21 protein-coding genes are annotated in these 24,564 nt (G+C 69.6%); 9 read left to right on the top strand and 12 right to left on the bottom strand.

What is annotated here, in order from left to right; all coding sequences use genetic code 11:
- Positions 1-65: 65 nt before the first annotated feature.
- Complete coding sequence (locus ABE424_RS10645) at positions 66-1,310, top strand: dipeptidase (RefSeq protein ID WP_346491410.1); 1,245 nt, start codon at positions 66-68, stop codon at positions 1,308-1,310.
- 86 nt (positions 1,311-1,396) lie between these two features.
- Here the strand turns inward: ABE424_RS10645 and ABE424_RS10640 are convergent, their stop codons facing one another.
- The 3 genes from ABE424_RS10640 to ABE424_RS10630 form a co-directional block, all read right to left on the bottom strand.
- Positions 1,397-2,809: an amino acid permease gene (locus ABE424_RS10640; protein WP_176991006.1), complete on the bottom strand. Its 1,413-nt coding sequence runs from the start codon at positions 2,807-2,809 to the stop codon at positions 1,397-1,399.
- A gap of 146 nt (positions 2,810-2,955) precedes the next feature.
- A complete protein-coding gene (locus ABE424_RS10635) occupies positions 2,956-3,366 on the bottom strand; it encodes a hypothetical protein (RefSeq protein WP_176991007.1) in 411 nt (136 codons plus the stop codon).
- 100 nt (positions 3,367-3,466) lie between these two features.
- On the bottom strand, positions 3,467-4,462 hold the full coding sequence (locus tag ABE424_RS10630; protein ID WP_346491409.1) for an aldo/keto reductase: 996 nt from the start codon (positions 4,460-4,462) through the stop codon (positions 3,467-3,469).
- Positions 4,463-4,563: 101 nt separating this feature from the next.
- Here ABE424_RS10630 and ABE424_RS10625 point away from each other — a divergent pair, with 101 nt between their 5' ends.
- Positions 4,564-5,463 (top strand): LysR family transcriptional regulator, encoded by a 900-nt coding sequence (locus ABE424_RS10625; RefSeq protein WP_176991009.1) that lies wholly within the window; start codon positions 4,564-4,566, stop codon positions 5,461-5,463.
- A gap of 46 nt (positions 5,464-5,509) precedes the next feature.
- On the opposite strand, the gene leuE is transcribed toward ABE424_RS10625, so the two are convergent.
- On the bottom strand, positions 5,510-6,136 hold the full coding sequence (gene leuE, locus ABE424_RS10620; protein WP_176991010.1) for a leucine efflux protein LeuE: 627 nt from the start codon (positions 6,134-6,136) through the stop codon (positions 5,510-5,512).
- A 59-nt stretch (positions 6,137-6,195) separates the two neighbouring features.
- Entirely contained in the window at positions 6,196-7,119 is a 924-nt protein-coding gene (locus ABE424_RS10615; protein ID WP_346491408.1) for a LysR family transcriptional regulator, read from the bottom strand.
- A 91-nt stretch (positions 7,120-7,210) separates the two neighbouring features.
- Here ABE424_RS10615 and ABE424_RS10610 point away from each other — a divergent pair, with 91 nt between their 5' ends.
- From ABE424_RS10610 to ABE424_RS10595, 4 genes are all read left to right on the top strand, one after another.
- Entirely contained in the window at positions 7,211-8,218 is a 1,008-nt protein-coding gene (locus tag ABE424_RS10610) for a zinc-binding alcohol dehydrogenase family protein (RefSeq protein ID WP_346491407.1), read from the top strand.
- A 37-nt stretch (positions 8,219-8,255) separates the two neighbouring features.
- Positions 8,256-9,632, top strand: coding sequence for a DNA recombination protein RmuC (gene rmuC / locus ABE424_RS10605; RefSeq protein WP_346491406.1), 1,377 nt, complete (start codon positions 8,256-8,258; stop codon positions 9,630-9,632).
- Positions 9,633-9,717: 85 nt separating this feature from the next.
- The gene (locus ABE424_RS10600) at positions 9,718-10,074 is read left to right on the top strand and encodes a hypothetical protein (protein WP_176991016.1); all 357 of its coding nucleotides are present in this window, start codon (positions 9,718-9,720) and stop codon (positions 10,072-10,074) included.
- A 56-nt stretch (positions 10,075-10,130) separates the two neighbouring features.
- Positions 10,131-10,691 (top strand): glutathione peroxidase, encoded by a 561-nt coding sequence (locus ABE424_RS10595; RefSeq protein WP_346491405.1) that lies wholly within the window; start codon positions 10,131-10,133, stop codon positions 10,689-10,691.
- A 147-nt stretch (positions 10,692-10,838) separates the two neighbouring features.
- On the opposite strand, the gene ABE424_RS10590 is transcribed toward ABE424_RS10595, so the two are convergent.
- The 6 genes from ABE424_RS10590 to ABE424_RS10565 form a co-directional block, all read right to left on the bottom strand.
- Entirely contained in the window at positions 10,839-11,837 is a 999-nt protein-coding gene (locus ABE424_RS10590; protein WP_346491404.1) for a VacJ family lipoprotein, read from the bottom strand.
- A 1-nt stretch (position 11,838) separates the two neighbouring features.
- Entirely contained in the window at positions 11,839-12,150 is a 312-nt protein-coding gene (locus ABE424_RS10585; RefSeq protein ID WP_346491403.1) for an STAS domain-containing protein, read from the bottom strand.
- Positions 12,140-12,802, bottom strand: coding sequence for an ABC transporter substrate-binding protein (locus ABE424_RS10580; protein WP_346491402.1), 663 nt, complete (start codon positions 12,800-12,802; stop codon positions 12,140-12,142). The genes ABE424_RS10585 and ABE424_RS10580 overlap by 11 nt, the downstream gene beginning before the upstream one ends.
- Positions 12,799-13,326, bottom strand: coding sequence for an outer membrane lipid asymmetry maintenance protein MlaD (mlaD, locus tag ABE424_RS10575; RefSeq protein WP_019183994.1), 528 nt, complete (start codon positions 13,324-13,326; stop codon positions 12,799-12,801). Before mlaD ends, ABE424_RS10580 begins: the two co-directional genes overlap by 4 nt.
- 107 nt (positions 13,327-13,433) lie before the next feature.
- Positions 13,434-14,183 carry an MlaE family lipid ABC transporter permease subunit gene (locus ABE424_RS10570; protein WP_176991020.1) on the bottom strand — a complete coding sequence of 250 codons (750 nt, stop codon included), beginning with the start codon at positions 14,181-14,183 and terminating at the stop codon, positions 13,434-13,436.
- Positions 14,183-14,971, bottom strand: coding sequence for an ATP-binding cassette domain-containing protein (locus tag ABE424_RS10565; RefSeq protein WP_176991021.1), 789 nt, complete (start codon positions 14,969-14,971; stop codon positions 14,183-14,185). The genes ABE424_RS10570 and ABE424_RS10565 overlap by 1 nt, the downstream gene beginning before the upstream one ends.
- A 223-nt stretch (positions 14,972-15,194) precedes the next feature.
- Between ABE424_RS10565 and recC the strand changes: the two genes are divergently transcribed.
- The 3 genes from recC to recD are packed head-to-tail and all read left to right on the top strand — an operon-like array spanning position 15,195 to position 24,072.
- Positions 15,195-18,542 carry an exodeoxyribonuclease V subunit gamma gene (gene recC / locus ABE424_RS10560; protein ID WP_346491401.1) on the top strand — a complete coding sequence of 1,116 codons (3,348 nt, stop codon included), beginning with the start codon at positions 15,195-15,197 and terminating at the stop codon, positions 18,540-18,542.
- A complete protein-coding gene (gene recB, locus ABE424_RS10555; RefSeq protein ID WP_346491400.1) occupies positions 18,539-22,180 on the top strand; it encodes an exodeoxyribonuclease V subunit beta in 3,642 nt (1,213 codons plus the stop codon). The genes recC and recB overlap by 4 nt, the downstream gene beginning before the upstream one ends.
- Entirely contained in the window at positions 22,177-24,072 is a 1,896-nt protein-coding gene (recD, locus tag ABE424_RS10550) for an exodeoxyribonuclease V subunit alpha (protein WP_346491399.1), read from the top strand. Before recB ends, recD begins: the two co-directional genes overlap by 4 nt.
- Positions 24,073-24,086: 14 nt before the next feature.
- Here recD and ABE424_RS10545 read toward each other — a convergent pair whose 3' ends face one another.
- Positions 24,087-24,482 (bottom strand): hypothetical protein, encoded by a 396-nt coding sequence (locus tag ABE424_RS10545; RefSeq protein ID WP_088435243.1) that lies wholly within the window; start codon positions 24,480-24,482, stop codon positions 24,087-24,089.
- Positions 24,483-24,564 lie beyond the last annotated feature (82 nt).

Raw genomic sequence — 24,564 nt, 5'->3', positions numbered from 1 at the left:
CGGTACCTACCCAGCCAGGCGCCACAGCGCTATGGTCTGACGCTTCCCATCCAAGGTGAGGCGTCATGACGTTGCGCAGTCTGTCTTTGCTGGTTTCGCTGGCGTTGTGCACGCCACTGGCCGCCCACGCGATCGAATTCACCCCGCAGGAACTGGCCAGGGCGTCCACGCTGCAGCACCGGCTGCTGACCCTGGACAGCCACCTCGACACGCCGGCCAATTTCCACCGCGACGGTTTCGACATCACCCAGCGGCACGACCACAACGCGCTGTCGCAGGTGGACTATCCGCGCATGGTCGAAGGCGCGCTCGATGGCGGCTTCTGGGCGATCTACACCGACCAGGGCGACCGCAGCGCGCAGGCGCACCAGCATGACCGCGATGCCGGCCTGCTGCGCCTGACCGAGATCCGCGAGATGCTCGCCGCGCACCCGGACACCTTCCAGCTCGCGCTGACCGCCGCCGATGCCGCGCGCATCAAGGCCGCCGGCAAGCGCGTGGTCTACATCAGCATGGAGAACGCCAGCCCGCTGGTCGACGACCCCACGCTGCTCAGCTACTACCACCTGGCCGGCCTGCGCCTGCTCAGCACGGTGCACTTCGCCAACAATGAGTTCGCCGATTCGGCCACCGATCCCAAGGGCGCCGAGTGGAAGGGCCTGAGCCCCGCCGGCAAGGCGCTGGTCGATGAAGCGGTGCGGCTGGGCATCGTCATCGACCAGTCGCATGCCTCCGATGCGGTGTTCGATGATCTGATCGAACGCATGCCGGTGCCGTTCGTGCTCTCGCACAGCTCGGCCAAGGCGATCTACAACCATCCGCGCAATCTCGACGATGCGCGCCTGAAGCGGCTGGCCAAGGCCGGCGGCGTGATCCAGGTCAACGCGTATGGCGGTTACCTGATCGATACCGGCAAGAGCGAGGCGCGCAAGAAGGCCGAGACGGCCCTGATGGAACAGCTCGGTACCGATTACGACGGCATGAGCATCCAGCAGGGCGTCGCGCTGAAGAAGGGGCTGGAAGAGATCGACCAGCGCATCCCGCTGCGCAAGGCCACGCTCGACGATTTCTTCGCCCACTTCGAGCACATCCTGAAGGTGGTCGGCCCTGAGCACGTGGGCATCGGGCTGGACTGGGATGGCGGCGGTGGCCTGGCTGATCTGCAGGACGTGAGCCAGCTGCCGAAGATCACCGCGTGGCTGCTGCGCAAGGGCTACAGCGAGAAGCAGATCGCCGGTATCTGGGGCGGCAACCTGCTGAGGGTGATGGCGCAGGCCCAGGCGCATGCCCAACAGGCAGCCAAACCCTGATCCCGGACCGGTAGTGCCGAGCCATGCTCGGCTCTACCGGTCCATGGCGGCGGTAGGTGCCGACCGTTGGTCGGCACACGCCCGGATCAGGCCTTGCCCAGCACCGCATTGCGACGCCCATAGGCGAAGTAGGCGATCAGCCCGAGAACGTTCCACGCCAGGAAGTACAACTGCGTGGTGCTCGGCAGGCTGAAGAACAGGTACACGCAGCCGATCACCGCCAGCGGGCCGACCACGTAGGCCAGCGGCGTGCGGAACTTGCGCACCCGGTTCGGCTCGCGCTTGCGCAGCACCACCAGACACAGGCCCACCGCGGTGAACGCGGCCAGCGTGCCGGCGTTGGCCAGTGCGGCGATCTCGTCCAGGCGTGCCACACCGGCCAGCGCCGCAACCAACACGGCGGTGAACAGCGTGGTGGCGATCGGGGTGCCGGTGCGCGCGCTGACCTTGGACAGGCCACGCGGCAGCAGGCCATCGCGCGACATGACGAAGAAGATGCGGCTCTGGCCATACAGGAAGGCCAGCAGCACGGTCGGCAGCGCGATCACCGCCGCTGCGCCGATCCACTTGGCCGCGCCCGGGCTGCCCAGCTCGCGCAGGATCAGGGCCAGCGGCTCGGCGCTCTGGCCGAAGATCGTGTAGCTCATCGCACCCACGGCGGCCAGCGCCACCAGCACATAGATGATGGTGCAGCCGACCATCGAGCCGATGATGCCGATCGCCAGGTCGCGCTCGGGCTTCTTGGTTTCTTCAGCCGCGGTGGAGATCGCATCGAAGCCGTAGAACGCGAAGAAGATGATCGCCGCGGCCGCCATCACCCCGCGTTCCACGCCATCCGCGCCCAGCGACTTGACGAAGCCGAACGGCATGAACGGCTCCATGTGGCCGGTATCGAAGTGCGGCAGGGCGATCGCCACGAACACCGTCAGCGCGATGATCTTGATCACCACCAGGACCGCGTTGAGGGTCGCGCTCTCCTTGGTGCCGGCCATCAGCATGCCGGCCACCAGGAAGGTGATCAGCACCGCGGGCAGGTTGATGAAGCCGCCTTCCACGTGGGGGCCCGCGGTCAGCATCAGGGGCAGGTCGATGCCAAAGCCATGCAGGAAGCCGACCGCGTAGCCGGACCACCCGACCGCCACCGTACTGACCACCAGCGAGTACTCCAGGATCAGGCTCCAGCCGACCACCCAGGCCACCACTTCGCCGAGCGCGGTGTAGCTGTAGGTGTAGGCGCTGCCGGCGGCCGGCATCATCGTCGACAGCTCGGCGTAGGACAGGGCCGCACAGGCGCAGACCGCACCGGCGATCGCGAAGGAGATCAGCACCGCGGGGCCGGCCAGGTTCGCGCCGACACCGATCAGGGTGTAGATGCCGGTGCCGACGATCGCGCCGATGCCCAGCGCGATCAGGTGCGGCCAACTCAGGGTCGGGATCAGTTGCCTGCCGGCTTCATGGACGGTGACGGTGTCTAGGGATTTGCGCCGGAGCAATGACATGGGGCCTCGCGGTGGATGACTGTTAACGACAAGTCTGCGAGTTTTACCGAACGCGGCGCAGCATTACTACTGCCAAGCGTCGTAAGCAGCTGCGCGGCGCGCATGACCGGGGCGAAGGTGACGAAAACGGCACAAACGCTGGACACTCATTCCCAGTGGCAGCCGGTGTCGGTGATCGCCTCGACGTCTTCGCCGAACGCGGTCTGCTGGCCGGTGCGGGCGTTGGTGTACGAGAAGCCATAGATGCGCGCGCCCTGCGAGCTGATCGCATAGTGGCCGATGACCTTGCCGTCCAGGTGCTCGTCCCACACCGTGTCGAACTGCCAGGGGCGGTCCTCGGCAAGCACCGTGCTCTCCTGCGAGGCCAGGGTCAGCCGCAGCCACTGGGTCTTGCCGGCATAACGCACATGGCTGACCCGTTCGCCGTCCGCGGTGCCCTCGGGGAGTTTCCATTCGAGGTGGATCTGCTGGCGGCTGCCGCCGGTCAGGCAGCGGATTTCATCGGCGTGGGCCGGCGCGATGGCCAGCAGCAGCAACAACGGGGTGAGCCAACGCATGGGCCAGGGTCCATCCAGACAGAGAGGGGGTCATTGTCCTCCCGGCGCACCCGTAGGGGTGCATCGGCCGGATCGCGCCTGCCGATCCGGCCGATGAAGCTCAGCGGTTCAACGTCGCCATCGCCGCGGGGGCATAGCGCGGGCCGGCAGCGGCATGGGCCGGGAAGATCGCATTGATGCGCGACACGTCATCGGGACTGAGCTCGACCTGCAGCGCGCCGAGGTTCTCCTCCAGGTAGGCCAGCCGCTTGGTGCCCGGGATCGGCACCAGATCGTCGCCCTGCGCCAGCACCCAGGCCAGGGCCAGCTGCCCGGGCGTCACGCCCTTGTCGCTGGCCATCGCGGTGACCGCGTCGACCAGGGCCAGGTTGCGGTCGAAGTTCTCGCCCTGGAAGCGCGGCGACTGGCGGCGATAGTCATCGGCCTCGAAATCGGCCGGGTTGCGGATCGCGCCGGTCAGGAAGCCGCGGCCCAGCGGCGAGTAGGGCACGAAGCCGATGCCGAGCTCGCGCACCGTCGCCAGCACACCGTTTTCCTCCGGATCGCGCGACCACAGCGAGTACTCGGTCTGCACCGCGGTGATCGGGTGCACCGCATGGGCGCGGCGGATCGTGCCGGCCGAGGCTTCGGACAGGCCGAGGAAACGCACCTTGCCCTGCTCGACCAGCCGCGCCATCGCCCCCACGGTGTCTTCGATCGGCACCGTGCCGTCCACGCGGTGCTGGTAGTACAGGTCGATGTGGTCCACGCCCAGCCGCTGCAGGCTGGCCTCGCAGGCGGCGATCACGTACTCGGGGCGACCATCGACGCTGCGCGCGGCGGTGTCGCTCGGCTCCAGCCTGATCCCGAACTTGGTGGCGAGGAACACGTGGTCGCGGCGGTCGGCGATCGCCTTGCCGACCAGCACCTCGTTGGTGTGCGGGCCGTACATGTCGGCGGTGTCGAGCAGGGTGACGCCGCTCTCCAGCGCGCGGTGGATGACCGCGATCGATTCGGCATCGCTGCCGCGGCCGCCATAGAAGGCGCTCATGCCCATGCAGCCCAGGCCGAGCGCGGAGACGGTGGGGCCAGTGCGGCCAAGGGTACGGGTCTGCATCGGGTACTCCGGGGGAAGAGAGGGAACACCCCCAGCATCCTCCTGTGGACTATGTGGATAAACTGGCTGCTCCTGCATCGTCCTTGAAGCCAACCTTCACAATGAGTGCCCAGCACCCGCTGCCCGCCGTGGTCGCCTTCGCCCGCGTCGCGCACCATGCCAGCTTCACCCGGGCCGCCGATGAGCTGGGCGTGTCGCCCTCGGCGCTGTCGCAGACCGTGCGCGCGCTGGAAGCCCATCTCGGCGTGCGGCTGCTGCAGCGGACCACGCGCCGGGTCGGCCTGACCGAGCAGGGCGCGCGCTTCCTGGTACAGGTGCGCGAGGGCCTGGCCCGGATCGACGCCGCCTTCGAGGACCTGGACCAGGTGCGCGATGTGCCCGCGGGCAAGCTGCGCATCAACGTGCCGCGGATCGCCGCCGAACTGCTGGTGCTGCCGCACCTGCCGGGCTTCCTGGCGCGGTATCCACAAATCGAGGTGGAGCTGTTCGTGGAAACCGCGCTGAGCGACCTGGTCGCCGGTGGCTTCGATGCCGGGGTCCGGCTGGGCGAAAGCCTGGCCCGCGGCATGATCGCGGTACCGATCGGACCGCTGGAGCGCCAGGTGGTGGTGGCCACGCCGGACTACCTGGCCCGGCACGGGATACCCGCCACCCCGGCCGAACTGGTCACCCACGAGTGCATCGTGCATCGGCTCAGCACCGGCCGGCGCATGGCATGGGAGTTCACCCGCGACGGCCGCGATCTCGAGGTCGAGGTGGCCGGCCGGCTGGTGTTCAACGACGCCGGCCTGATCCGTGCCGCAGTGATCGGCGGCATGGGCCTGGCGCAGGGGTTCGAGGCGCTGTACGCCGGCGATGTGGCGGCCGGCCGCCTGCAGTGCGTGCTGCAGGACTGGCAGCAGCCGTTCGCCGGGTTCCATCTGTACTACCCGGCCCGCGAGCAGATGGCGCCCAAGCTGCGGGTGTTCATCGACTACCTGCGCGACGCGATGCGGCGCTGACGAACGGGGCGCGCGCGGTGGCCGCCCTTCCCGCGGTGGGCCGGCCTCAGCCGCTGACGCCCAGCCGCACGCCGAACCCGACCAGGAACACGCCCGCCACGCGCCTCAGCCAAAGCCCGACCCGCGGGTGCTGGAGAATCCGACGGCGCAACAGATTGCCGACCCCGATCAGCACCGAGCAGTACGCCAGTCCCATGGCGAAGATGATCAGCGCCATGGTCGCAAACGTCACCACGCCCTGGTGACGGGCCGGATCGATGAACAGCGGCAGGAAGGCCATGTAGAAGATGATCGCCTTCGGGTTGAGCAGGTTGATCAGCACCGCCTGGCGGAAGTAGTGGCCCGGGGTGAGCCGGATACCGCCTTCCTCGCCCTGGGCGCGTGGCTGGCGCAGCAGGCCGATGCCGATCCACACCAGGTAGGCCGCGCCCAGGTACTGCACGGCGTGGAACACCAGCGGGTTGGCCTTGAGCAGCGCGGCCACGCCGGCCACCGCCAGCCACATCAGGATCTGGTCGCCCAGCAACAGGCCGAACAGCGCCGTGTAGCCGCCGCGCACCCCACCGCGACCGGTGGCGGTAAGCAGGGTGAAGGTGCCCGGTCCCGGCAACGCCAGGAACACCAGCACGGCAGCGACAAAGGTCCACAGATCCTGGATGCCCATCCACGGCATGGCGGCGACTCGACAACGGGGAGGGGCATTGTCCGGCAGCCGCGCGCCGGGCGATAGCGTCAGCGCGCGCTGGTGGGCAATCCGGCGAGCAGCGGCTGCAGGCGGTGCGCGAACATCGCATGCAGCTGCCGGATCGCCGGGGAGAACTGCTTGCGGTGCGGGCACACCAGGTTCAACGGCAGGCTGTCGCCCGCGCCGTCCAGCAGCACCTGCAGGCGCCCGGCCTGGACATCGGCGCAGACATCCAGCCACGACTTGAACACGATGCCTTGCCCGGCCACCGCCCAGCGGCGCACCACGTCGGCATCGTCGCAGACCATGTTGCCGCGCACCGGGATCACCGTCCGCCGGCCATCGAGCTCGAAACTCCAGCGGTCATACGCGCGCCCGGCCAGCTGGTAGAGCAGGCAGTGGTGGTCCTTCAAGGCCTCCAGGCTGTCCGGCGCACCGTGCCGGGCCAGGTAGTCCGGCGAAGCGGCCAGCACCCGGCGATTGCCGGGCAGCAGCGGCAGGGCGACGTAGCTGGCGTTGTCGAAGCGGCCCAGGCGGAAGGCGATGTCGACCGGATCGCGGAAGACATCGGCGACCTGGTCGGACAACTGCAGGCGCAGCTGCAGCTTCGGGTGGGCGGCGCGGAACTCGGTCAGCCACGGCAGCAGCAGGTTGCGGCCCAGGTCCGACGGTGCGGCCACCTGCAGCGTGCCGCGCAGCTCGGCATCCTTCCCGCGCACCCGGGCTTCGCCCTCGCGCAGCGCGGCCAGCACCTCCTGCGCGTAGGGCAGGTACAGCGCGCCTTCGGCGGTCAGGCGCAGGCTGCGGGTGGAGCGCACGAACAGGCGCAGGTCCAGCTCCCGCTCCAGTCGCGCGACGGCCGCGGCCACCTGGCCCGGGAGCAGGTCGGCCTCGCGCGCGGCGTTGGAGAAACTGCCCAGCGCGGCGGTGCGGACGAACAGCGCGAGGTCGTCGAACCGGATCATTTTCATTCCTGCAGTGAAAGTGCTGCCCGATTTTGCGCCTTTCTCCGCCCGGCCGTGAAGCGCACGCTGTCCGTCTTCCCCAACGGATCTCCCCACGATGAAAGCCGTCGCCTATACCCAGCATGGCCTGCCGATCAGCGATCCCGCCGCGCTGGTGGACATCACCCTGCCGATCCCCACCCCCGGCCCGCGCGACCTGCGGGTCGAGGTCCGCGCGATCTCGGTGAACCCGGTCGACACCAAGGTCCGCAACGGCGTGGCGGTCACCGAGCCGCGCGTGCTGGGCTTCGACGCGGTCGGCATCGTGGATGCGGTGGGCGACGAGGTGACGCTGTTCCAGCCCGGCGACGCGGTCTTCTACGCCGGTGCGATCGGCCGCGCCGGCAGCAACGCCGAGTACCAGCTGGTGGACGAGCGCATCGTCGGCCACAAGCCGGCCAGCCTGGATGACGCCGCCGCAGCCGCGCTGCCGCTGACCGCGATCACCGCCTGGGAGCTGCTGTTCGACCGCCTGCGCATCCCCGAGAACGGCGGTGAAGGCCAGACCCTGCTGGTGATCGGCGCGGCCGGCGGCGTCGGCTCGATCCTGGTCCAGCTGGCCCGCCAGCTGACCCGCCTGACCGTGATCGGCACCGCCTCGCGCCCGGATACCCAGGACTGGGTCTACGCGCTGGGCGCGCACCATGTGATCGACCACACCCAGCCGCTGAGCGAAGGCCTGCAGCGCCTGGGCATCGCCGAGGTCACCCACGTCGCCAGCCTGACCCATACCGACCAGCACTACGATCAGATCGTCAGCGTGCTCGCCCCGCAGGGCCAGCTGGCGCTGATCGACGACCCCGGCCAGCTCGATGTGATGGCGCTCAAGCGCAAGAGCCTGTCGCTGCACTGGGAATCGATGTTCACCCGCTCCAGCTTCAACACCCCCGACGTGCAGCGCCAGCACGACCTGCTTGAACGCGTGGCAGCGCTGATCGATGCCGGCGTCCTGCGCACCACGCTGGGGGAGCACTACGGCCGGATCAACGCCGCCAACCTGCGCCAGGCGCACGCCCTGATCGAGAGCCACCGCGCACGCGGCAAGCTCGTCCTCGAAGGGTTCTGACGCAGCCTTTGAGACCGCCGCGGCCTACACTTGCCGCATGCAAACCGAATTCCTCATCCTCGGCGGCCTGGTGTGTGCCGTCCTCGTGCTGCAGCTGCTCGCGCTGCTGCGGCGTTCCGGCCATGGCGACCTCGAACAGACCCTGCGCGAGGAAGCGCGGGTCGGCCGCAGCGAACTGCGCGAGCAGCTCGAAGGCCTGGGCCGCCAGCAGGACGCGCGGCTGGAGAGCTTCGCGCGCGCGCTGACCGATCTGTCCACCCGCACCGACAGCCACATGGCCGCGCTGCGCCAGGCCCTGGCCGACGATGCGCGCCTGGGCCGCGATGAAACCGGGCAGTCGCAGCAGCGCCTGGCCGAATCGCTGGGCCTGCGCCTGCAGGAGATGACCCAGCGCAACGAACAGCGTATCGGCGAGATGCGGGCCACGCTCGAGCAGCAGCTCAAGAGCCTGCAGAGCGACAACGCCGAGAAGCTCGACCAGATGCGCGTGACCGTCGACGAGAAGCTGCAGACCACGCTGGAAACCCGTCTGGGCGCCTCCTTCCAGCTGGTCTCCGAGCGGCTGGAGCAGGTCCAGCGCGGCCTCGGTGAAATGCAGCAGCTGGCCACCGGCGTGGGCGACCTCAAGCGCGTGCTGACCAACGTCAAGAACCGCGGCAGCTGGGGCGAAGTGCAGCTGGACAACATCCTCGAGCAGACGCTCACCCAGGAGCAGTACGCGCGCGGCGTCAAAGTGCGCCCGGACAGCAACGAGATCGTCGACATCGCCGTGCGCCTGCCGGGCCGCGGCCATGAAGACACCCCGGTGTGGCTGCCGATCGATTCCAAGTTCCCGCGCGAGGATTACGAGCGCCTGCTCGATGCGCAGGAACAGGGGGATGTCGAGGGCGTACGCCTGCAGGGCGCCCAGCTGGAGCGCGCGATCCGCATCCAGGCCAAGTCGATCTGCGACAAGTACATCGCGCCGCCGCACACCACCGATTTCGCGGTGATGTTCCTCCCGACCGAAAGCCTGTACGCCGAAGTGATCCGCCGCCCCGGCCTGATCGACCTGCTGCAGCGCGACCATCGCGTCGTGGTGGCGGGCCCGACCACCGTCACCGCGCTGCTCAACAGCCTGCAGATGGGCTTCCGCACGCTGGCCATCGAACAGCGCTCCAGTGAAGTGTGGGGCCTGCTCGGCGCGGTCAAGAGTGAGTTCGGCAAGTTCGCCGGCATCCTGGAAAAGGCCGAGAAGCAGATCACCACGGTGGGCCGCAGCCTCGGCGAAGCCAGCCGCAAGACGCGCACCATCGAACGCCGCCTGCGCAGCGTGGAAACGCTGGGCGGTGAACAGACCCAGGACCTGCTCGGCGACATGAGCGGCGAGGACGAGGATATGGCCGGCGACGAGGCCAGCACCGTGCAGGACTAAGCGGCGACGCGACGCATGCATGCGATCGCGCATGCTGCGTGGCACGTCCTTTCCCTGCCGTCTTCCACCTTTCAAGGAACCGCCCATGCGTCTGACCCTGATGCTGTCCCTCCTGCTCGCCCTGGCCGGGTGCAGCAGCACGCCCTCCACCGACACCACGGCGGCGACACCCGCCACGCCGAGCGCCGCTGAATGCACCGCCGCCGGTGGCAGCCTGCAGCCGCTGGGCCGCCTGCAGCGCGTGCAGTGCGTGGTGCCCTACGCCGATGCCGGCAAGGTCTGCAGCGCCAAGGCCGACTGCAGTGGCCAGTGCCTGGCCACCAGCGATGTCGCGCCGGGAACGGCCGCGCGTGGCGTCTGCCAGCGCGATGTCAGCCAGAACTTCGGCTGCCGCCAGCGCATCGATGGCGGCGTGGCGCTCGGCACGATCTGCGTCGACTGATCTCCCCACGGCACGGCTATGCTGTGCCACCCCCGATGCAACGCAAGGAATCTGCAGTGAGCCAGACCGTCTACGACATCCCCGTCACCACCATCGAAGGCCAGCCGACCTCGCTGGCCGACTACCGCGGCAAGGTGCTGCTGGTCGTCAACGTCGCCTCCAAGTGCGGCCTGACCCCGCAGTACGCAGGCCTGCAGGCGCTGTACGCCGACAAGCAGGCCGCCGGCCTGGAAGTGCTGGGCTTCCCGGCCAACAACTTCCTGGCGCAGGAGCCGGGCAGCGAAGCGGACATCCAGCAGTTCTGCCAGCTGGAATACAACGTCAGCTTCCCGATGTTCGCCAAGATCAGCGTCGCCGGTGAGGACACCCATCCGCTGTACCAGCAGCTGACCGCCGCCCAGCCGACCGCCACCGGCGAAGGCCCGATGCGCGAGAAGCTGCAGGGCGCCGTGGCCAAGTACCCGGACCTGGTGGTCAACGCCGCCCCGGGCGTGCTGTGGAACTTCGAGAAGTTCCTGATCGGCCGCGACGGCCAGGTCATCGCGCGCTTCGCCCCGGACGTGCCGGCCGATGACGCGCGACTGGTGGCCGCGATCGACGCTGCGCTGGCAGCCTGATCGGCGGACCCGGAAACAGAAAAAGCCCCGCTTCGGCGGGGCTTTTTTTTTGCTCGCACCACGACCAACGGTCGTGGTCTACCGCCTCGGTAGGTACCGACCGTTGGTCAGTGCTCGGTAGGTACCGACCGTGGGTCGGTACTCCGATCAATTACCCCAGTTCGGCATCGGCATCGCATCGACCGGAATCGGCGCATCCGGATCGTCCTTGCCGCGCGCATGCTTGCCGCGCAGGTCGTTCTCGATCTGGTAGTTGCGGCGCTGCAGCCACGCATCGCGGACCAGCGAATACTCGTCCACCGCGTTGTCGCGCATGTCGTCCACCGCCAGCAGCTGCGAACGCATGTCCACCAGCTGCAGGCCCTGCAGGCCGATGCGGATCTTGTCCTCTTCGATCGTGCGGATCGGCGAGAGCGGCATGTCGCCGGCCAGGCCGAACACATCGCGCACGGTACGCGGGCCGAAGAACGGCAGTTCGACGTAACGCGAACGGCGCCAGCCCCAGGTGCCCAGGGTCTGGCCGAAGTCTTCCTTGCGGCGCGGCACCATGGCCTTGCTGGCCGGATCGAACAGACCGCCGATACCCAGCGTGGAGTTCATCAGGAAGCGGCCCAGGCTGTCCCAGGCATCATCCGGACGCCCCTGCAGCAGCTGGTTGGTGATCGTCACCGGTGCGCGCAGGTTGCTGAAGAAGTTGCTCACGCCGGTCCGTGCGAAGCGCGGGACGACGTTGGTATAGGCCACCGCCAGCGGCCGTGCGACCGCACGGTCGACCACGTTGTTGAAGCTGTGCACCCTGCGGTTGAACGGTTCCCACGGATCGTACGGCGCGCCGGTGGGCTCGGTGCCGTCCGCGGTCGGGGCCGGGCCACCGTACAGGGCGGCGAAGTCGTCTTCGGCATTGGTCGGCGCAGTGCCGCCGGTGACCGGTGCGGCGGCCGGATCGGTGCTGGCCTGCGTTGCCTGGGCGGCCGTGTCGGCGACGGGCTCGGCCGGTACCGCATCGGTGTCGGCCACATCGGCCGCCGGTGCCGCCGCAGGGGCGACCTCGACGCTGACCGGTGCGCTGTCGCGTGCGGGCTTGCCGGCACAGGCGCTCAGGGCCAGCGCCAGCACAAGGAGGGGGAGGGTGCGTATGACGTTCATGTCAGCTCGCCGCAGAAAGGGCATGGAAATCCAGGGAAGGTGCCAGCCGGTAGGCGGCACGGAGGTCGGTGAAACCGTCCGGGCTGCCGACGATCGTCGGCGTTGTCCCGGTTGCGCGCAGGCGTGCGGCCAGCTCGGCCAGCAGCGCCAGACCGGCGCTGTCGAGCCGGCTCACTGCCGCCAGATCCAACTGCTGCACGCCGTCCAGCGCGGTCAGCGAGGGCCACAGGGCCGTCACCGCCGCGCGGTCGAGCAGCCCGCTGAAGACCAGCGAGGTGCCGTTGCGCTGCACGCTGGCGCTGTTACTTGCCACGCGGGGCCTGCCCGGCCTGCATGCTGCCGTTGCGCAGCTCGGTGGCCACCTGCTGGATCGACTTCTGGCGCAGCGGGGCGTCGAACTGGGTCTTGAAGGTCTGCACGTAGGAGATGCCTTCGATCATCACATCGAAGATCTTCCACTGGCCGTTGACGTTGCGCATCAGGTAGTCGACCGGGGTCGGCTCGTTGCCGGCCCGGATCAGCTCGGTGGACACGCGCACGCCCCGGTTGCCCGGCAGCGGCGACTCGCTCTTCAGGCGGAAGGTCGGCTTGCCCTGGATCTCGAGCAGGGCCGAACCGTAGCGCTGCATCAGGTTGTCGGCCATGGCATCGGCGAACAGCTTGACGTCGGCATCGGAGGCGCCGCGGCCGTGCACGCCCAGCACCAGGCGGGCGGCGTAGTCACGGTCGAAGGTCTTGTTGAGCTCGCTGTTGATGAACTCACGCAGCACGGCCGGGTTGGCCCGGAACTCGGTGCGGCGCTGCTGCAGCGAGGTCAGGATGCGGGTGCTGGCGTCCATCACGGCCTTGCTGGCCTGGCCCTGCTGGGCGGCAGCGGCTGCGGGGGCGGCCTGGGCGAAGGAGAGCGAAGGCGTGGCGGCGAGCAGGGCCGAGGCCAGCAGCGCCGGGATCAGGGTCTTTTTCATGGTTGCGGTTCCGTTGCAGGCGCGGGCGCGCCGTTGCCATCGTGGGAGTCAGCGCCACCGGTATTGGCCGGACCGCTGAACATGTACTTGCCGACCAGCTGGAGCAGGTCCACCGCCGGCTGGGTGAAGACGATCTCGTCGCCGGACTTGAGTACGTCCGGATCTCCGCCCGGCTGCAGTCCGATATAGCTCTCGCCGAGCAAACCGCTGGTGAAGATGCCGGCCGAGGTGTCGGCGGGCAGGTCCTTGAACTTGCCGTCGAGCTTGAGGGTCACGATCGAGTCGAACTTCTGGGGATCCAGCTCGATGCCCGAGACCTGGCCGATGGTCACGCCGCCGATCTTGACCGGCGCCTGCTTGCGCAGCTGGCCGATCTGGGTGAAGCGCGCCTTGAGTTCGTAGCCGCTGCCGCCGGTGCCCCACCGTTGGTTGGTGGAGGCCACGGCCAGCACCAGCAGCGAGGCCAGCGCCAGCAGCAGGAAGGCGCCGACGGAAAATTCGAGTCTGGGACCGCGGATGGCCATGGGATATCTCACTGTTCTTTGTCAGGTGCCTGGACAGGTGTCCGGGCGGGAAGTCTTTGCGTACCGAAGAAGCGCACCGAAGAGGCGTACCGACCAACGGTCGGTACCTACTGGAACATCATGGCGGACAGCACGAAGTTGAAGACCAGCACCAGCAGCGAGGCGTTGACCACCGCACGCGTGGTGGCGACCGAGGTGCCTTCGATGGTGGGCTCGGCATGGAAGCCGACATAGGACGCGACCAGGGCCGCCGTGCCGCCGAAGATCGCCGACTTCAGCATCGCCACGCCGAAGTCGTCCCAGAAGTCCACGCTGTTGCTCAGCGCCGACCAGAACACGCCATTGTCCAGGCCGAGCACGTGCACGGCCTCGAAGTAGCTGGCACTGATCGCCAGCGAACAGAAGATGCCGGTGAGCAGCGGCACGGTCAGCACCGCCGCCCAGAAGCGCGGTGCGACGACCTTGGCGACCGGGTCGATCGCCATCAGCTCCAGGGCCTTGATCTGGTCGGTGGCGCGCATCAGGCCCAGTTCGGCGGCGATCGAACTGCCGGCGCGGCCGATGAACAGCAGCGCGGTGAGCACCGGCGCCAGTTCGCGGTACAGCGACAGGCCCAGCAGGGTCGACAAGGCATCGGCGGCGCCGAAGGTGGTCAAGGTGCGGTAGCCCTGCAGGGTCAGCACCAGGCCCACGAAGGCACCGCCCACGGCGATGATCGGCAGCGAACGTGCGCCGATCTTGTAGATCTCGCGGGTCAGCTCGGCCAGGAAATCGGCGGTCGGCAGCGAGCCGCGCAGCACCGTCACCGAGAACAGGCCGGCGCGACCGAGCGAACGGGTGGCGTCAACGAACGGCATCAGGCAACCCTCGCACGCGGTGCGGCATCGAACGGGATCGGGCCGTCCGGCTCACCATGCAGGAACTGCCGCAGCAGCGGGTCCTGGCTGGATTCGAGCGCGGCCGGGCTGCCCTGGAACACGATGCCGCCGTTGGCGATCGCGATCACCTGGTCGCAGATCGGCAGGGTCTCGTGCACGTGGTGGCTCACGATGATGCTGGTCAGCCCCAGGCTGTGGTTCAGGCGCTGGATCAGGCTCATGATCACGCCCGAGGCGATCGGGTCCAGCCCGGTCAGCGGCTCGTCGTAGATCATCAGGGGCGGGTCCAGTGCCAGCGCGCGTGCCAGGGCCACACGGCGCGCCATGCCGCCGGACAGCTCGCGCGGCCAGGCGTCGGCAGCGGCCAGCAGGCCGACCGCGTGCAGCTTCATCTGCACCAGGCGGCGCAGCACGGGTTTGGGCAGGCGGGTGTGGGTGCGCAGCGGCAGGGCCACGTTCTCGGCCACGGTCAGATCGGTCAGCAGGCCGTTGCCCTGCAGCAGCACGCCCACGCTCTTGCGCATCTCCAACAGCGCGCGTGCGCCGGTCGGGATGGGCTGGCCGAACAGGGTGATGTCACCGGCGGCCGGCCGCAGCTCACCGGTCAGTGCGGCCAGCAGGGTGGACTTGCCACTGCCCGACGGGCCGAGCACGGCGGTGATGCTGCCGCGCGGAACGGTCAGCGAAACGTCGCGCAGGATCGTGCGTCCGCCGCGGTCTATGCGGACGTTGGACAACTGCACCAGACTCTCTTCGGAAACCGTCATGAGCGCCATTAACAAAATTCCAACGTTGTAAGATCGTGGTGAACGGCTGAACATAACCGAACTGCACCGTGCAGTATTGTCGCACGGGCAGGTGAGGGCGGCGCCCCGGCGGCCATGCCGTGGGCTGCAACACAGCGTGTCGGGCCGGTGTGGGCCTCGGCATTTCCCTCGTCCAGATAGCGCCGGCGCTGCGTTCGTGCGCGCGCTGCGGCACACTCCTGCGATGACCGACGCTGCTTCAGACTTCCGCCTGTACCACTCCAACTCGCTCGATGTGCTGGCCGCCCTGCTGGCCACGACGCTGCGCACGCCGGTGCCGGGCCAATCGATCCTGGTGCCGGAGGTGGTCCTGATCCCGCAGGTCGCGATGCGCCGCTGGCTGCAGTCGACCCTGGCGGCCGAGTATGGCATTGCCGCCAATCTTGAGTTCCTCACCCCCGGTGAGCTGGTCGCCCGCGCCCTCAACGCCAACGTGCCCGGCGAACATGACGATCTCAATGCCGAGGGCCTGCGCTGGCGGTTGTACGCCGCCCTGCGCGACCCGGCCTTGATGGCGCAGCCGCCGATGGCGGCCCTGCAGGCCTATCTGTCTGCGGCCGATCCGCTCAAGCCGTGGGCGCTGGCCGCCGAGCTGGCCTCGGTGTTCGAGAAGTACCAGGCCTGGCGTCGCGATTGGCTGCTGCGCTGGGAGGCCGGCGCGGCACCGAACGACCCGCAGGCGATCCTGTGGCGGCGCATTGCCGGTGGCGAGCAGTACCGTGCGCGCCGCATCGATGCCTATCTGGCCCGCTTCGAGGGCGCCGGGCAGCCGCTGCCGCAGGGCCTGCCGGCGCGCGTGTTCGCCTTCGCCACCCTCAACATCTCCCCGGACGTGCTGCGGGTGATGGCGACCCAGGCGCGGGTCGGCACGATGCATTTCTATCTGCCCACGCCGACCCAGGCCTACTGGGGCGATCTGCAGACCCTGGGCGAGAAGCTGCGCAGCGGCGCGCCGGACCCGTTCGGCGAGGCGGCGGGCGAGAACCGCCTGCTGCAGGCCTGGGGCGCGGCCGGTCGCGACTTCATGGCGGTGCTGGGCAGCTACGAGGTCGTGCACCCCTCCGGCGAGATCGCCGCCTACGATGATCCCGAAGACGATGCGCGTCCGGACATGGACGACGGTGGCTTGTCCGACAGCCTGCTGCACCGCCTGCAGCGCGACCTGTTCCACCGTCGCGGGCAGCCGGCCGGCGCGCTGCGCGACGGGCTGCGCCATGACGATCCCAGCCTGCAGGTGCATGCCTGCCACACCCGCCTGCGCGAACTGCAGGTGCTGCACGACCAGCTGCGCGGCCTGCTCCAGGACCCGCGCTTCGATCCGCCGCTGCAGGCGCGCGACATCGCGGTGCTGGCGCCGGACATCGATCCCTACGTGCCCTACCTGGAAGCGGTCTTCGGCGGACGCAGCGGGGGCGACGAGCACATTCCGTATGCGCTGGCCGACACCAGCCCACTGGCCGGCGAGCCGTTGGCCGATGTGTTCGTGCATCTGCTCGGTCTCCCGGTCTCGCGCTTCGGCCTGAACGAAGTGCTCGACCTGCTCGCCAGCGCGCCGCTGGCCGAGGCGGCCGGTCTCGATGCCGCGGCGTTCGACCGCCTGCACGATTGGCTGCAGGCCGCCGGCGCGCGCTGGGGGCTGGATGCCACCCATCGCGGACAGCACCAGGCGCCGGTCGACGATGCCTTTACCTGGCAGTTCGCGCTCGATCGCCTGCTGCTCGGCCATGCCAGCGGCAGCGACGGCGATATCGCCGGCGTCGCGCCGTGGCCGGAGCTGGAAGGCAGTGCGCTGGATGCGCTGGACCGCCTGCTCGGCCTGCTGCGTGTACTGGCCCGTTACCAGAAAGTACTTGGCGAGGCGATGTCGCCCGGGCAGTGGCGACAGCGCCTGCTGGCCCTGCTCGATGCACTGCTGCCCGAGCCGCCGCAGGCCGCCAACAGCCAGCGCGCACTGGAGCGCCTGCGCAAACTGATCAACGAGTTCGCCCGCGACGCCGACACCGCCGGCTTCGAGGGCGAGGTGCCGCCGGCGGTGCTGCGTGCGCATTTCGCCGGCGTCCTCGCCCAGGCCGATACGCGCGCACCGCTGCTCACCGGCGGCGTCAGCTTTGGCCGGATGGTGCCGATGCGGCTGCTGCCGTTCCGGGTGATCTGCGTGCTCGGCCTGAACGACGGCGATTTCCCGCGCCGCGACCCGGCCGCCGGGCTCAACCAGCTCACCGCCGAGCTGGGCACCGACAAGCGCCGGCACGGCGACCGCTCGCTGCGCGAGGATGACCGCTTCCTGTTCCTGCAGTTGTTCGCCTCGGCGCAGGACGTGTTCTACCTGAGCTATCTGGGTGCCGACCCGCGCGATGGCAGCGTGCGCGAGCCCTCGGTACTGGTCAGCGAGCTGATCGACGCGGCGGCCGACTACCACCTGGATCCGCCCGCGGCCGCCAGGCAGATGACGGTGCGGCATTCGCTGCAGCCGTTCGCGCCGGCCGCGTTCGGTGGCGGAGAAGAACCGCGCCGCTTCAGCTACCGCCAGCAGTGGCACCCGGCCGCCGGCTCGCTCGGTGGTGCTCGCCGCGCGCTGGCGCCGTGGTTCGCGCGGCCCCTGCCGCCGATGGAGAGCGGCAGCGGGGAGGCCGACCTGAGCGTGGACGCGCTGCGTCGCTTCCTCACCGATCCGGCCAGCCAGTTCCTCTCGCAACGGCTCGGCCTGCGCCTGCCCGACGACGTGGACAACGCCGAAGACGTCGAGCCGCTGGTGATGGCCGCACGCGGCAGCGACACCGCGCTGCTGCAGCAGGCGGTGATCGAAGCCACCCTCGACGAGGATGCCGCGCCGCTGTATCCCCGGCTGCGCGCACGTGCGCTGCTGCCCTCCGGTGCGCTGGGCGAGCGCCAGTTCGCGCTGCTGCAGGCGCAGACCGAGCCGTACGCGCAGGCCTTGGCCCAGTGGCAGGCCGGTACCGCGGCCGACAGCCGCCGCTACGAGGTGGAGATTGATGGCGTGCGCCTGCACGGCCGCGTCGACGGCCTGCATCCGCACGGCCTGGTGCGCCTGCGCCCGGGCCCGCTCAACGGCCGTGCCGCGATCCGCCAGGGCCTGGACTGGCTGCTGGCCAACGCGGCCGGCGATGCACGGTCGCTGGTCCAGTTCCACGAGGCGGGCGATGACGGGCTGGGGCCGCACACGCTGCCGCCGCTGGACGCCGAGCGCGCACGCCAGGTCCTGCGCCGCCTGCTGCAGCTGCGCGGTGAAGGCCTGCGCGCGCCGCTGTTGTATGGCCCGTCCACCGGCTGGGTGCTGTACACCGCCGCCGAGGCCAAGCGCGAGGCCGAGGGCCGCGCCAAGTGGCATGGCAGCGACCGCAGCTGGGGCGAATCCACCGGCGCCGGCTACCAGCTGGCGCTGCGTGGCCACGATCCGTTCGCCAGCGCGGACAGTTACCGTCAACTGCTGCACAACAGCTTCGTGGTGTTCACCGCGGTGCGCGAAGGCCGGGTGTTCCCGGGCTTCGACGAGGAAGGAGCCCTGCGATGATCGACCACGACCTGCTTGACGATCCCTACCTGGCGTTGCCGCTGGACGGCGTGCGCCTGATCGAGGCCAGCGCGGGGACCGGCAAGACCTTTACCCTGGCCACGCTGTTCACCCGGCTGGTGGTGGAGAAAGGCTGGCGCATCGGCCAGATCCTGGCCGTCACCTTCACCGATGCCGCGACGCAGGAACTGCGCAAGCGCATCCGCGAGCGCCTGGCGCTGGCCGCACAGCTGGTGGCGCGCGTGCCGAGCGACCAGGACAGCCCGGAGGTCGCCTTGACCCGGCTGATCCTGCAACGCCAGCTCGCGCTCGGCGAAGAAACCCCGGCTGCGCTGGCGCGCCGGCTGCAGACCGCGGCCGATGAAATCGACCTCGCCTCGATCTTCACCATCCATGGCTTCTGCACCCGCGTGCTGCGTGAGCATGCCCTGGAGAGCGGACACACCTTCGATCCGCCGACCCTGCTGCCCAGCGAGCGCGAGCTGCATGAGGAACTCGCCGCCGACCTCTGGCGTGTGCATGCCAACGACCCGGCCACGGTCGATGCGCTGACCTGGCTGTGGTCGTCTCCCGAGGCGCTGGCCGGCGATCTCTCCACGCTGATCAAGCCCTTGCCGTTGCTGCCGCCGCGCCCCACCCACAGCGTCGACGACCCGGCGCCGCAGCTGCGGCTCGCCGCTGCGGCCCTGGCCGACGCGATCGAGGCGTACGCCGAGGACGCGCAGGCACGGATCGCCACCGCCTTCGATCGCAAGGTCTTCGACGGCCGACGTGCCAAACGGCCGAGTTTCGACAAGGCCTTCGGCGAGCTGTCTGCCGGCCGCAGCGCGCAGCACTGGCCGCGCAGCGACAAGAGCCACCTGGGCAAGCTGCTGCCGGTGCAGCTGCTGGCCTTCTGCAAGGACGGCATGGAGGGACAGTGCCCGGTCTCGCCGCTGTTCGATGCGCTGCAGTGCTGGTGGCATGCCGCCGACGCGCGTGAGCAGTGGCTGCGCCAGCAGGCCACCGCGTTCCTGCATGACCTGCGCGACGAAGCGCGTGCGCGCCTGGCCGAGCTCAAGCGGATCGGCCGCGTGCAGACCTACGATGACCTGATCGACGGTGTCGCCGATGCACTGGAGGGCCCGCACCGGGCGACCCTGGTGCAGCAGCTGCGTGCGCAGTACGCGATCGCGCTGGTGGACGAGTTCCAGGACACCGACGACCGTCAGTGGGGCATCTTCCAGCGCGTGTTCGGCGATTCGGAGGAGACCCGCGAGGCCGGCCTGGCACCGGCGCTGTTCCTGATCGGCGATCCCAAGCAGGCGATCTACGGCTTCCGCGGCGGCGATATCCACACCTACCTGAAGGCCAAGCGCCAGGCCGACGCAGCGCCCGCGCTGGACCGCAACTTCCGCTCGCGTCCGGCGGTGCTGCACGCGATCGAAGCGCTGTACGCCAACGCCGGCGAACGTGCCTTCCTCGAGGCCGACATCGCTTTCGAGCCGGTGCATCCCGGCAGCACCCGGGTGGATGCGGATTTCCTGCGCGACGGGATGCCCGCGCCCGGCCTGACCGTGCGCGTGCTGCACAACACCGAGGGCGGCGACCTCAAGGCCGATCCTTCCCGGCAGCAGGCCAGCGACGCCTGCGTGGCCGCGATCCACCAGATCCTCGGCGAGGCCCGCGAAGGGCGCGCGCTGCTGCGCGGTGCGCCCGTGCAGCCCGGCGACATCGCGGTGCTGGTGCGCTCGCACAAGGAGGCCACGCGCATCCAGCAGGCGCTCGGTGCGGTGGGCATTCCTGCGGTCGCCGCGGGCAAGCAGAGCCTGTACGCCACGCCCGAGGCACACGACCTGCGCCTGCTGTTGCTGGCCCTGCTGCAGCCAGCCGATGAAGGGCGCCTGCGCGCCGCGCTGTCGACCGTGCTGCTCGGCGAAGATGCCGAGGCGATCGACGCGCTGGAACGCGAAGGCGATGCGCAGCGCTCGTTCCAGGTGCGGTTGCTGGAATGGCGCGAGCGCTGGCAGCGCGGCGGTCCGTTCGCGGTGATCGCCGATCTCTGCGCCGAACATGCCGAGTGCCTGCTCGGTCTGCTGGATGGCGAGCGCCGCCTGACCAACTACCTGCAGCTGGGCGAGCTGCTGCAGCAGGCGGCCGGGCAGACCCTGGGCATGCATGGCCTGCTCGACTGGCTGCAGGTGCAGATGGCGCATGCCGACCAGGATGACGAACAGCAGCTGCTGCGCCTGGAATCGGATGCGCGCCGCGTGCAGATCATCACCCTGCACAAGAGCAAGGGGCTTGAGTATCCACTGGTGTTCCTGCCGTTCGTCGGCATCGGCGGCGGCGCGCCCAACACCGAGGCGAACTGCACGGTGTACGCCAACGGCCGCCGTGAGCTGCACTGGAAGCTGGACAAGGACGACAGCTGGAGTGCGGCCAGCACGCGCAGCGCGCAGGAACAGGAAGCCGAAGACGCGCGCCTGCTCTACGTCGGGCTGACCCGTGCCGAGCACGCGCTGTGGATCGCCGCCGGCGATCTCGCCGGGCTGGCCAGAACCCGCTTGGCGCCGATGTTGTCGGACCTGGAGGCGCTGCGTGCGCATCCGGACATCGCCGTGATCGACGGCCCGGTGGAACCCCGCCCGGCGCAGCTCGCGTTCGAGCGCGAGGGCGAACTGCCACCGGTACGCGCGCTGACCCGCCGCGTGCCGCACGACTGGTGGGTGTACAGCTTTACCCAGCTGGCGCATGCCGACGCGGGCCATGACACCGATGCGGCCGCGACCGAAGTACCGGCCCCGGCCGCCGACGAACCGGCCGGTGTGGACCTCACGCTGGAGACCGAACAACCGGCCGTGCCCCTGGAAGAGATCGACCCGCGCTTCATGGGCAGCCGCTTCGGCAACGTGCTGCACGATGCGCTGGAAAACACCGACTTCGCGCAATGGGGCGGATGGCAGGCCGGGCAGCCGGCACCCGGCGAGGAAGCCGAGATCCTGCGTGCTTCGCTGCGCGCGGAAGGCTATGCCGAGGAAGACCTGGACGATGGCGTGGCCATGTTGACCGCGCTGGTCGGCCAGACCCTGACCGTGCCCCTGCCGGAAGGCGGTGCACTGCACGACCTGCCGGCCGAGGCACGCCGCGCCGAGATCGAGTTCCACTTCGCGATGCAGCCGACCGCGGTCCCGGCGTTGCTGACCCTGCTGCACGCGCACGGACTGGTCCGCGACCGCCATGGCTTCGGCACGCGGCGGCGGCTGGAGGGCCTGATGACCGGCAAGATCGATCTCACCTACGTGCGCGCGGAGCGCTGGTACGTGCTCGACTACAAATCCAACCGACTGCCCGGCTACGACGCGGCCCGGCTGGCCAGTGCCATGCAGCACAGCGAATACGACCTGCAGGCGCTGATCTACACCGTGGCGCTGCATCGCTGGCTGCGCTTCCGGCTGGGTTCGCAGTACGACTACACGCGCGATATGGGCGGCATCCGCTACCTGTTCTGCCGTGGCCTGGATGCCCGCCGCGAGGACAGCCCCGGCCTGTACGCACACCGCTTCGATCCGGCCCTGGTCGATGCACTGGATGCGCTGTTCGCCGGCGGCGAACACGCCCAGGCCCGCATGGCCGCGCGCGCACGGGGGGAGGCATGAGCCTGCTCACCACGCTGTACCGCGGCAACGCGCTGCGCACGCTGGACCACGCGCTGGCGCAGAGCCTGCGCCGGCTGCGCCCGGAGACGCCCGACGTGGTGCTGCTCGGTGCCGCACTGGCGTCGCTGGCGGTCTCGGAAGGGCACGCCGGCCTGGACCCGCACCAACCGCAGCGGCTGATCGACCCCGAGATCGAGTGGCCTGCGCCCGACGCGTGGCTGGCGCAGCTGCGCGCCTCGCCGTGGGTGGATGTGCCCGAGGCGGACGACGTGGTCGCCGGGGATGCGCCGCTGGTACTGGAGAACGGGCTGCTCTATCTGCGCCGTTACCGCGAGTACGAGCGCCGCCTCGCCGTTGGCCTGCAGCGCATCGCCACGCATCCGCTGGCCGAGGCCGATCCAGGCTCCCTGGCCACGCTGTTCGGCCAGCTGTTCCCGCAGGCGCGCGACGGCGTCGATCACCAGGCGCGTGCCGCGGCCGTCGCGCTGCGGCATCCGCTGGTGCTGGTGACCGGTGGCCCCGGTACCGGCAAGACCACCACCATCGCGCGGCTGCTGGTGCTGCTGGCCGCACAGGCGGTGCAGGCCGACCAGGCACTGCCACGGGTCGCGCTGGCCGCGCCCACCGGCCGCGCCGCCGAGCGCATGGCCGAGAGCCTGCGCCTGGCCGTGCAGCGGCTGCGCCTGGTCGGTATCGCGCCGGCGCTGTGCGATGCAATGCCGAGCACGGGCACCACCCTGCATCGCCTGCTCGGGGTAATCCCCGATTCGCCGCGCTTCCGCCATCACGCCGACAATCCGCTGCCGTATGACGTGGTGGTGGTGGACGAAGCCTCGATGATCGACCTGCCGCTGATGACCAAGCTGGTCGAGGCCGTCGCCGATGGCAGCCGGCTGGTGCTGCTCGGCGATCCCGATCAGCTGCCCTCGGTGGAAGCCGGTGATGTGCTCAGTGCGGTCCTGCGCGCCAGTGGCGATGGCCTGGGCACCCAGGCCGATGATGCGCAGGCATTGCGCGCGCTGCTCGCGCCCGGTGCGCTGCAACCGCTGGCACCGCCACGTCGGTTCGGCGGCCGGCGCGTGCAGCTGCAGCGGGGCTACCGGCAGACCGACGCGCTCGATCTGGCGCCGCTGGCGCATGCCGTGCGCGACGGCAACAGTGCCACCGCCCTGGCGCTGCTACGCATGGGCAGGCTGGCCGGTGTGCACTTCCACGAAGACCAGAGCGATCCGCTGCAGCACCACCGCGAGCAGCTGCTCGGGCATTGGCGTGGCCTCGGTGAAGCGGCCGATCCCGGCGTGGCGCTGGCCAATGCCGGCCGCATCCGCCTGCTCACCGCCGTGCGCGAGGGCCCACAGGGTGCACGCGGACTCAATGCCCGCATCGAAGCGCTGCTGGCCGGTGTGCCGCGCCCGGGCATGGCGCCGGGCTACTTCCACGGACGGTTGCTGCTGATCACCGAGAACAGCTACCGGCACCGCCTGTTCAACGGCGACATCGGCATCTGCCTGATCGATCGACAGGGCAGCGTGACCGCCTGGTTCCCCGGCGAGACGCCGGACCAACCGCGCGGCTTCCACCCGGGTGCGTTGCCCGCACATGAAAGCGCGTTCGCGATGACCGTGCACAAGGCACAGGGCTCGGAGTTCGATGAGGTCTGGCTGCAGCTGCCGCGACGCGACAACCGCGTGCTCTCGCGCGAGCTGATCTACACCGGCATGACCCGCGCGCGGCAGTCGTTGCACGTGCTCGGCAGTGCGGAGGTAGTGGAGGCCGCGTTGGCGCGGCATGCCAGCCGTCTGTCCGGCCTGGCCGCACGCCTGCAGGGCGGCGTGGGGGAAACGCTGGCCGACGCCATCGTGACGGCGCCGGCCCAGGGGCAGTTGTTCTAGCCCCGTGTCCGGTCTTACTCCGGGATCACCACGGTGCCATCGGGGAACACGATGGCGCCGTCACCGCTGACATCGAAGAAGCCCAGCTGGTGGGTGTTGGCCAGCACCTGCACCAGGCCGTGCGCGTTCTCGGCCACCTCGTCATCGAACGAGGCATAGACCACGTGCTGGCCGATGCTGTAGTCGGTCACTTCCGGGCGGTCGTCTTCCTCATCGGACAGCGGGCCGTCCATCGGCGGGTAGTGCTCGGCGAGCGCGGCGAAGAACGCCTGCAGCGCCGGTACCGACACCTTCGGGTCGTCGTAGTCGTGCGTCTCGTTCCACTCGGTCTGCGCGTCATACCACTGCAGGAAGGCCTCGGCCTCGCGCGGGGCGACGGCGGGGTCGAACACCATCAGGTCGTAACTCATCGGAAATCACCTTGATCCATGCGCAAATGCATGCGTCAGGATAGCCCTGATCGGCGCGGACCGGCCGGCCCGCGCCCCGGCC

The organism is Stenotrophomonas sp. TWI1149, from assembly GCF_039673155.1.
Lineage (GTDB): Bacteria > Pseudomonadota > Gammaproteobacteria > Xanthomonadales > Xanthomonadaceae > Stenotrophomonas > Stenotrophomonas maltophilia_AA.
Note: the sequence above shows the minus strand (reverse complement) of the source record. Positions and strands in the feature narration are given on the sequence as shown.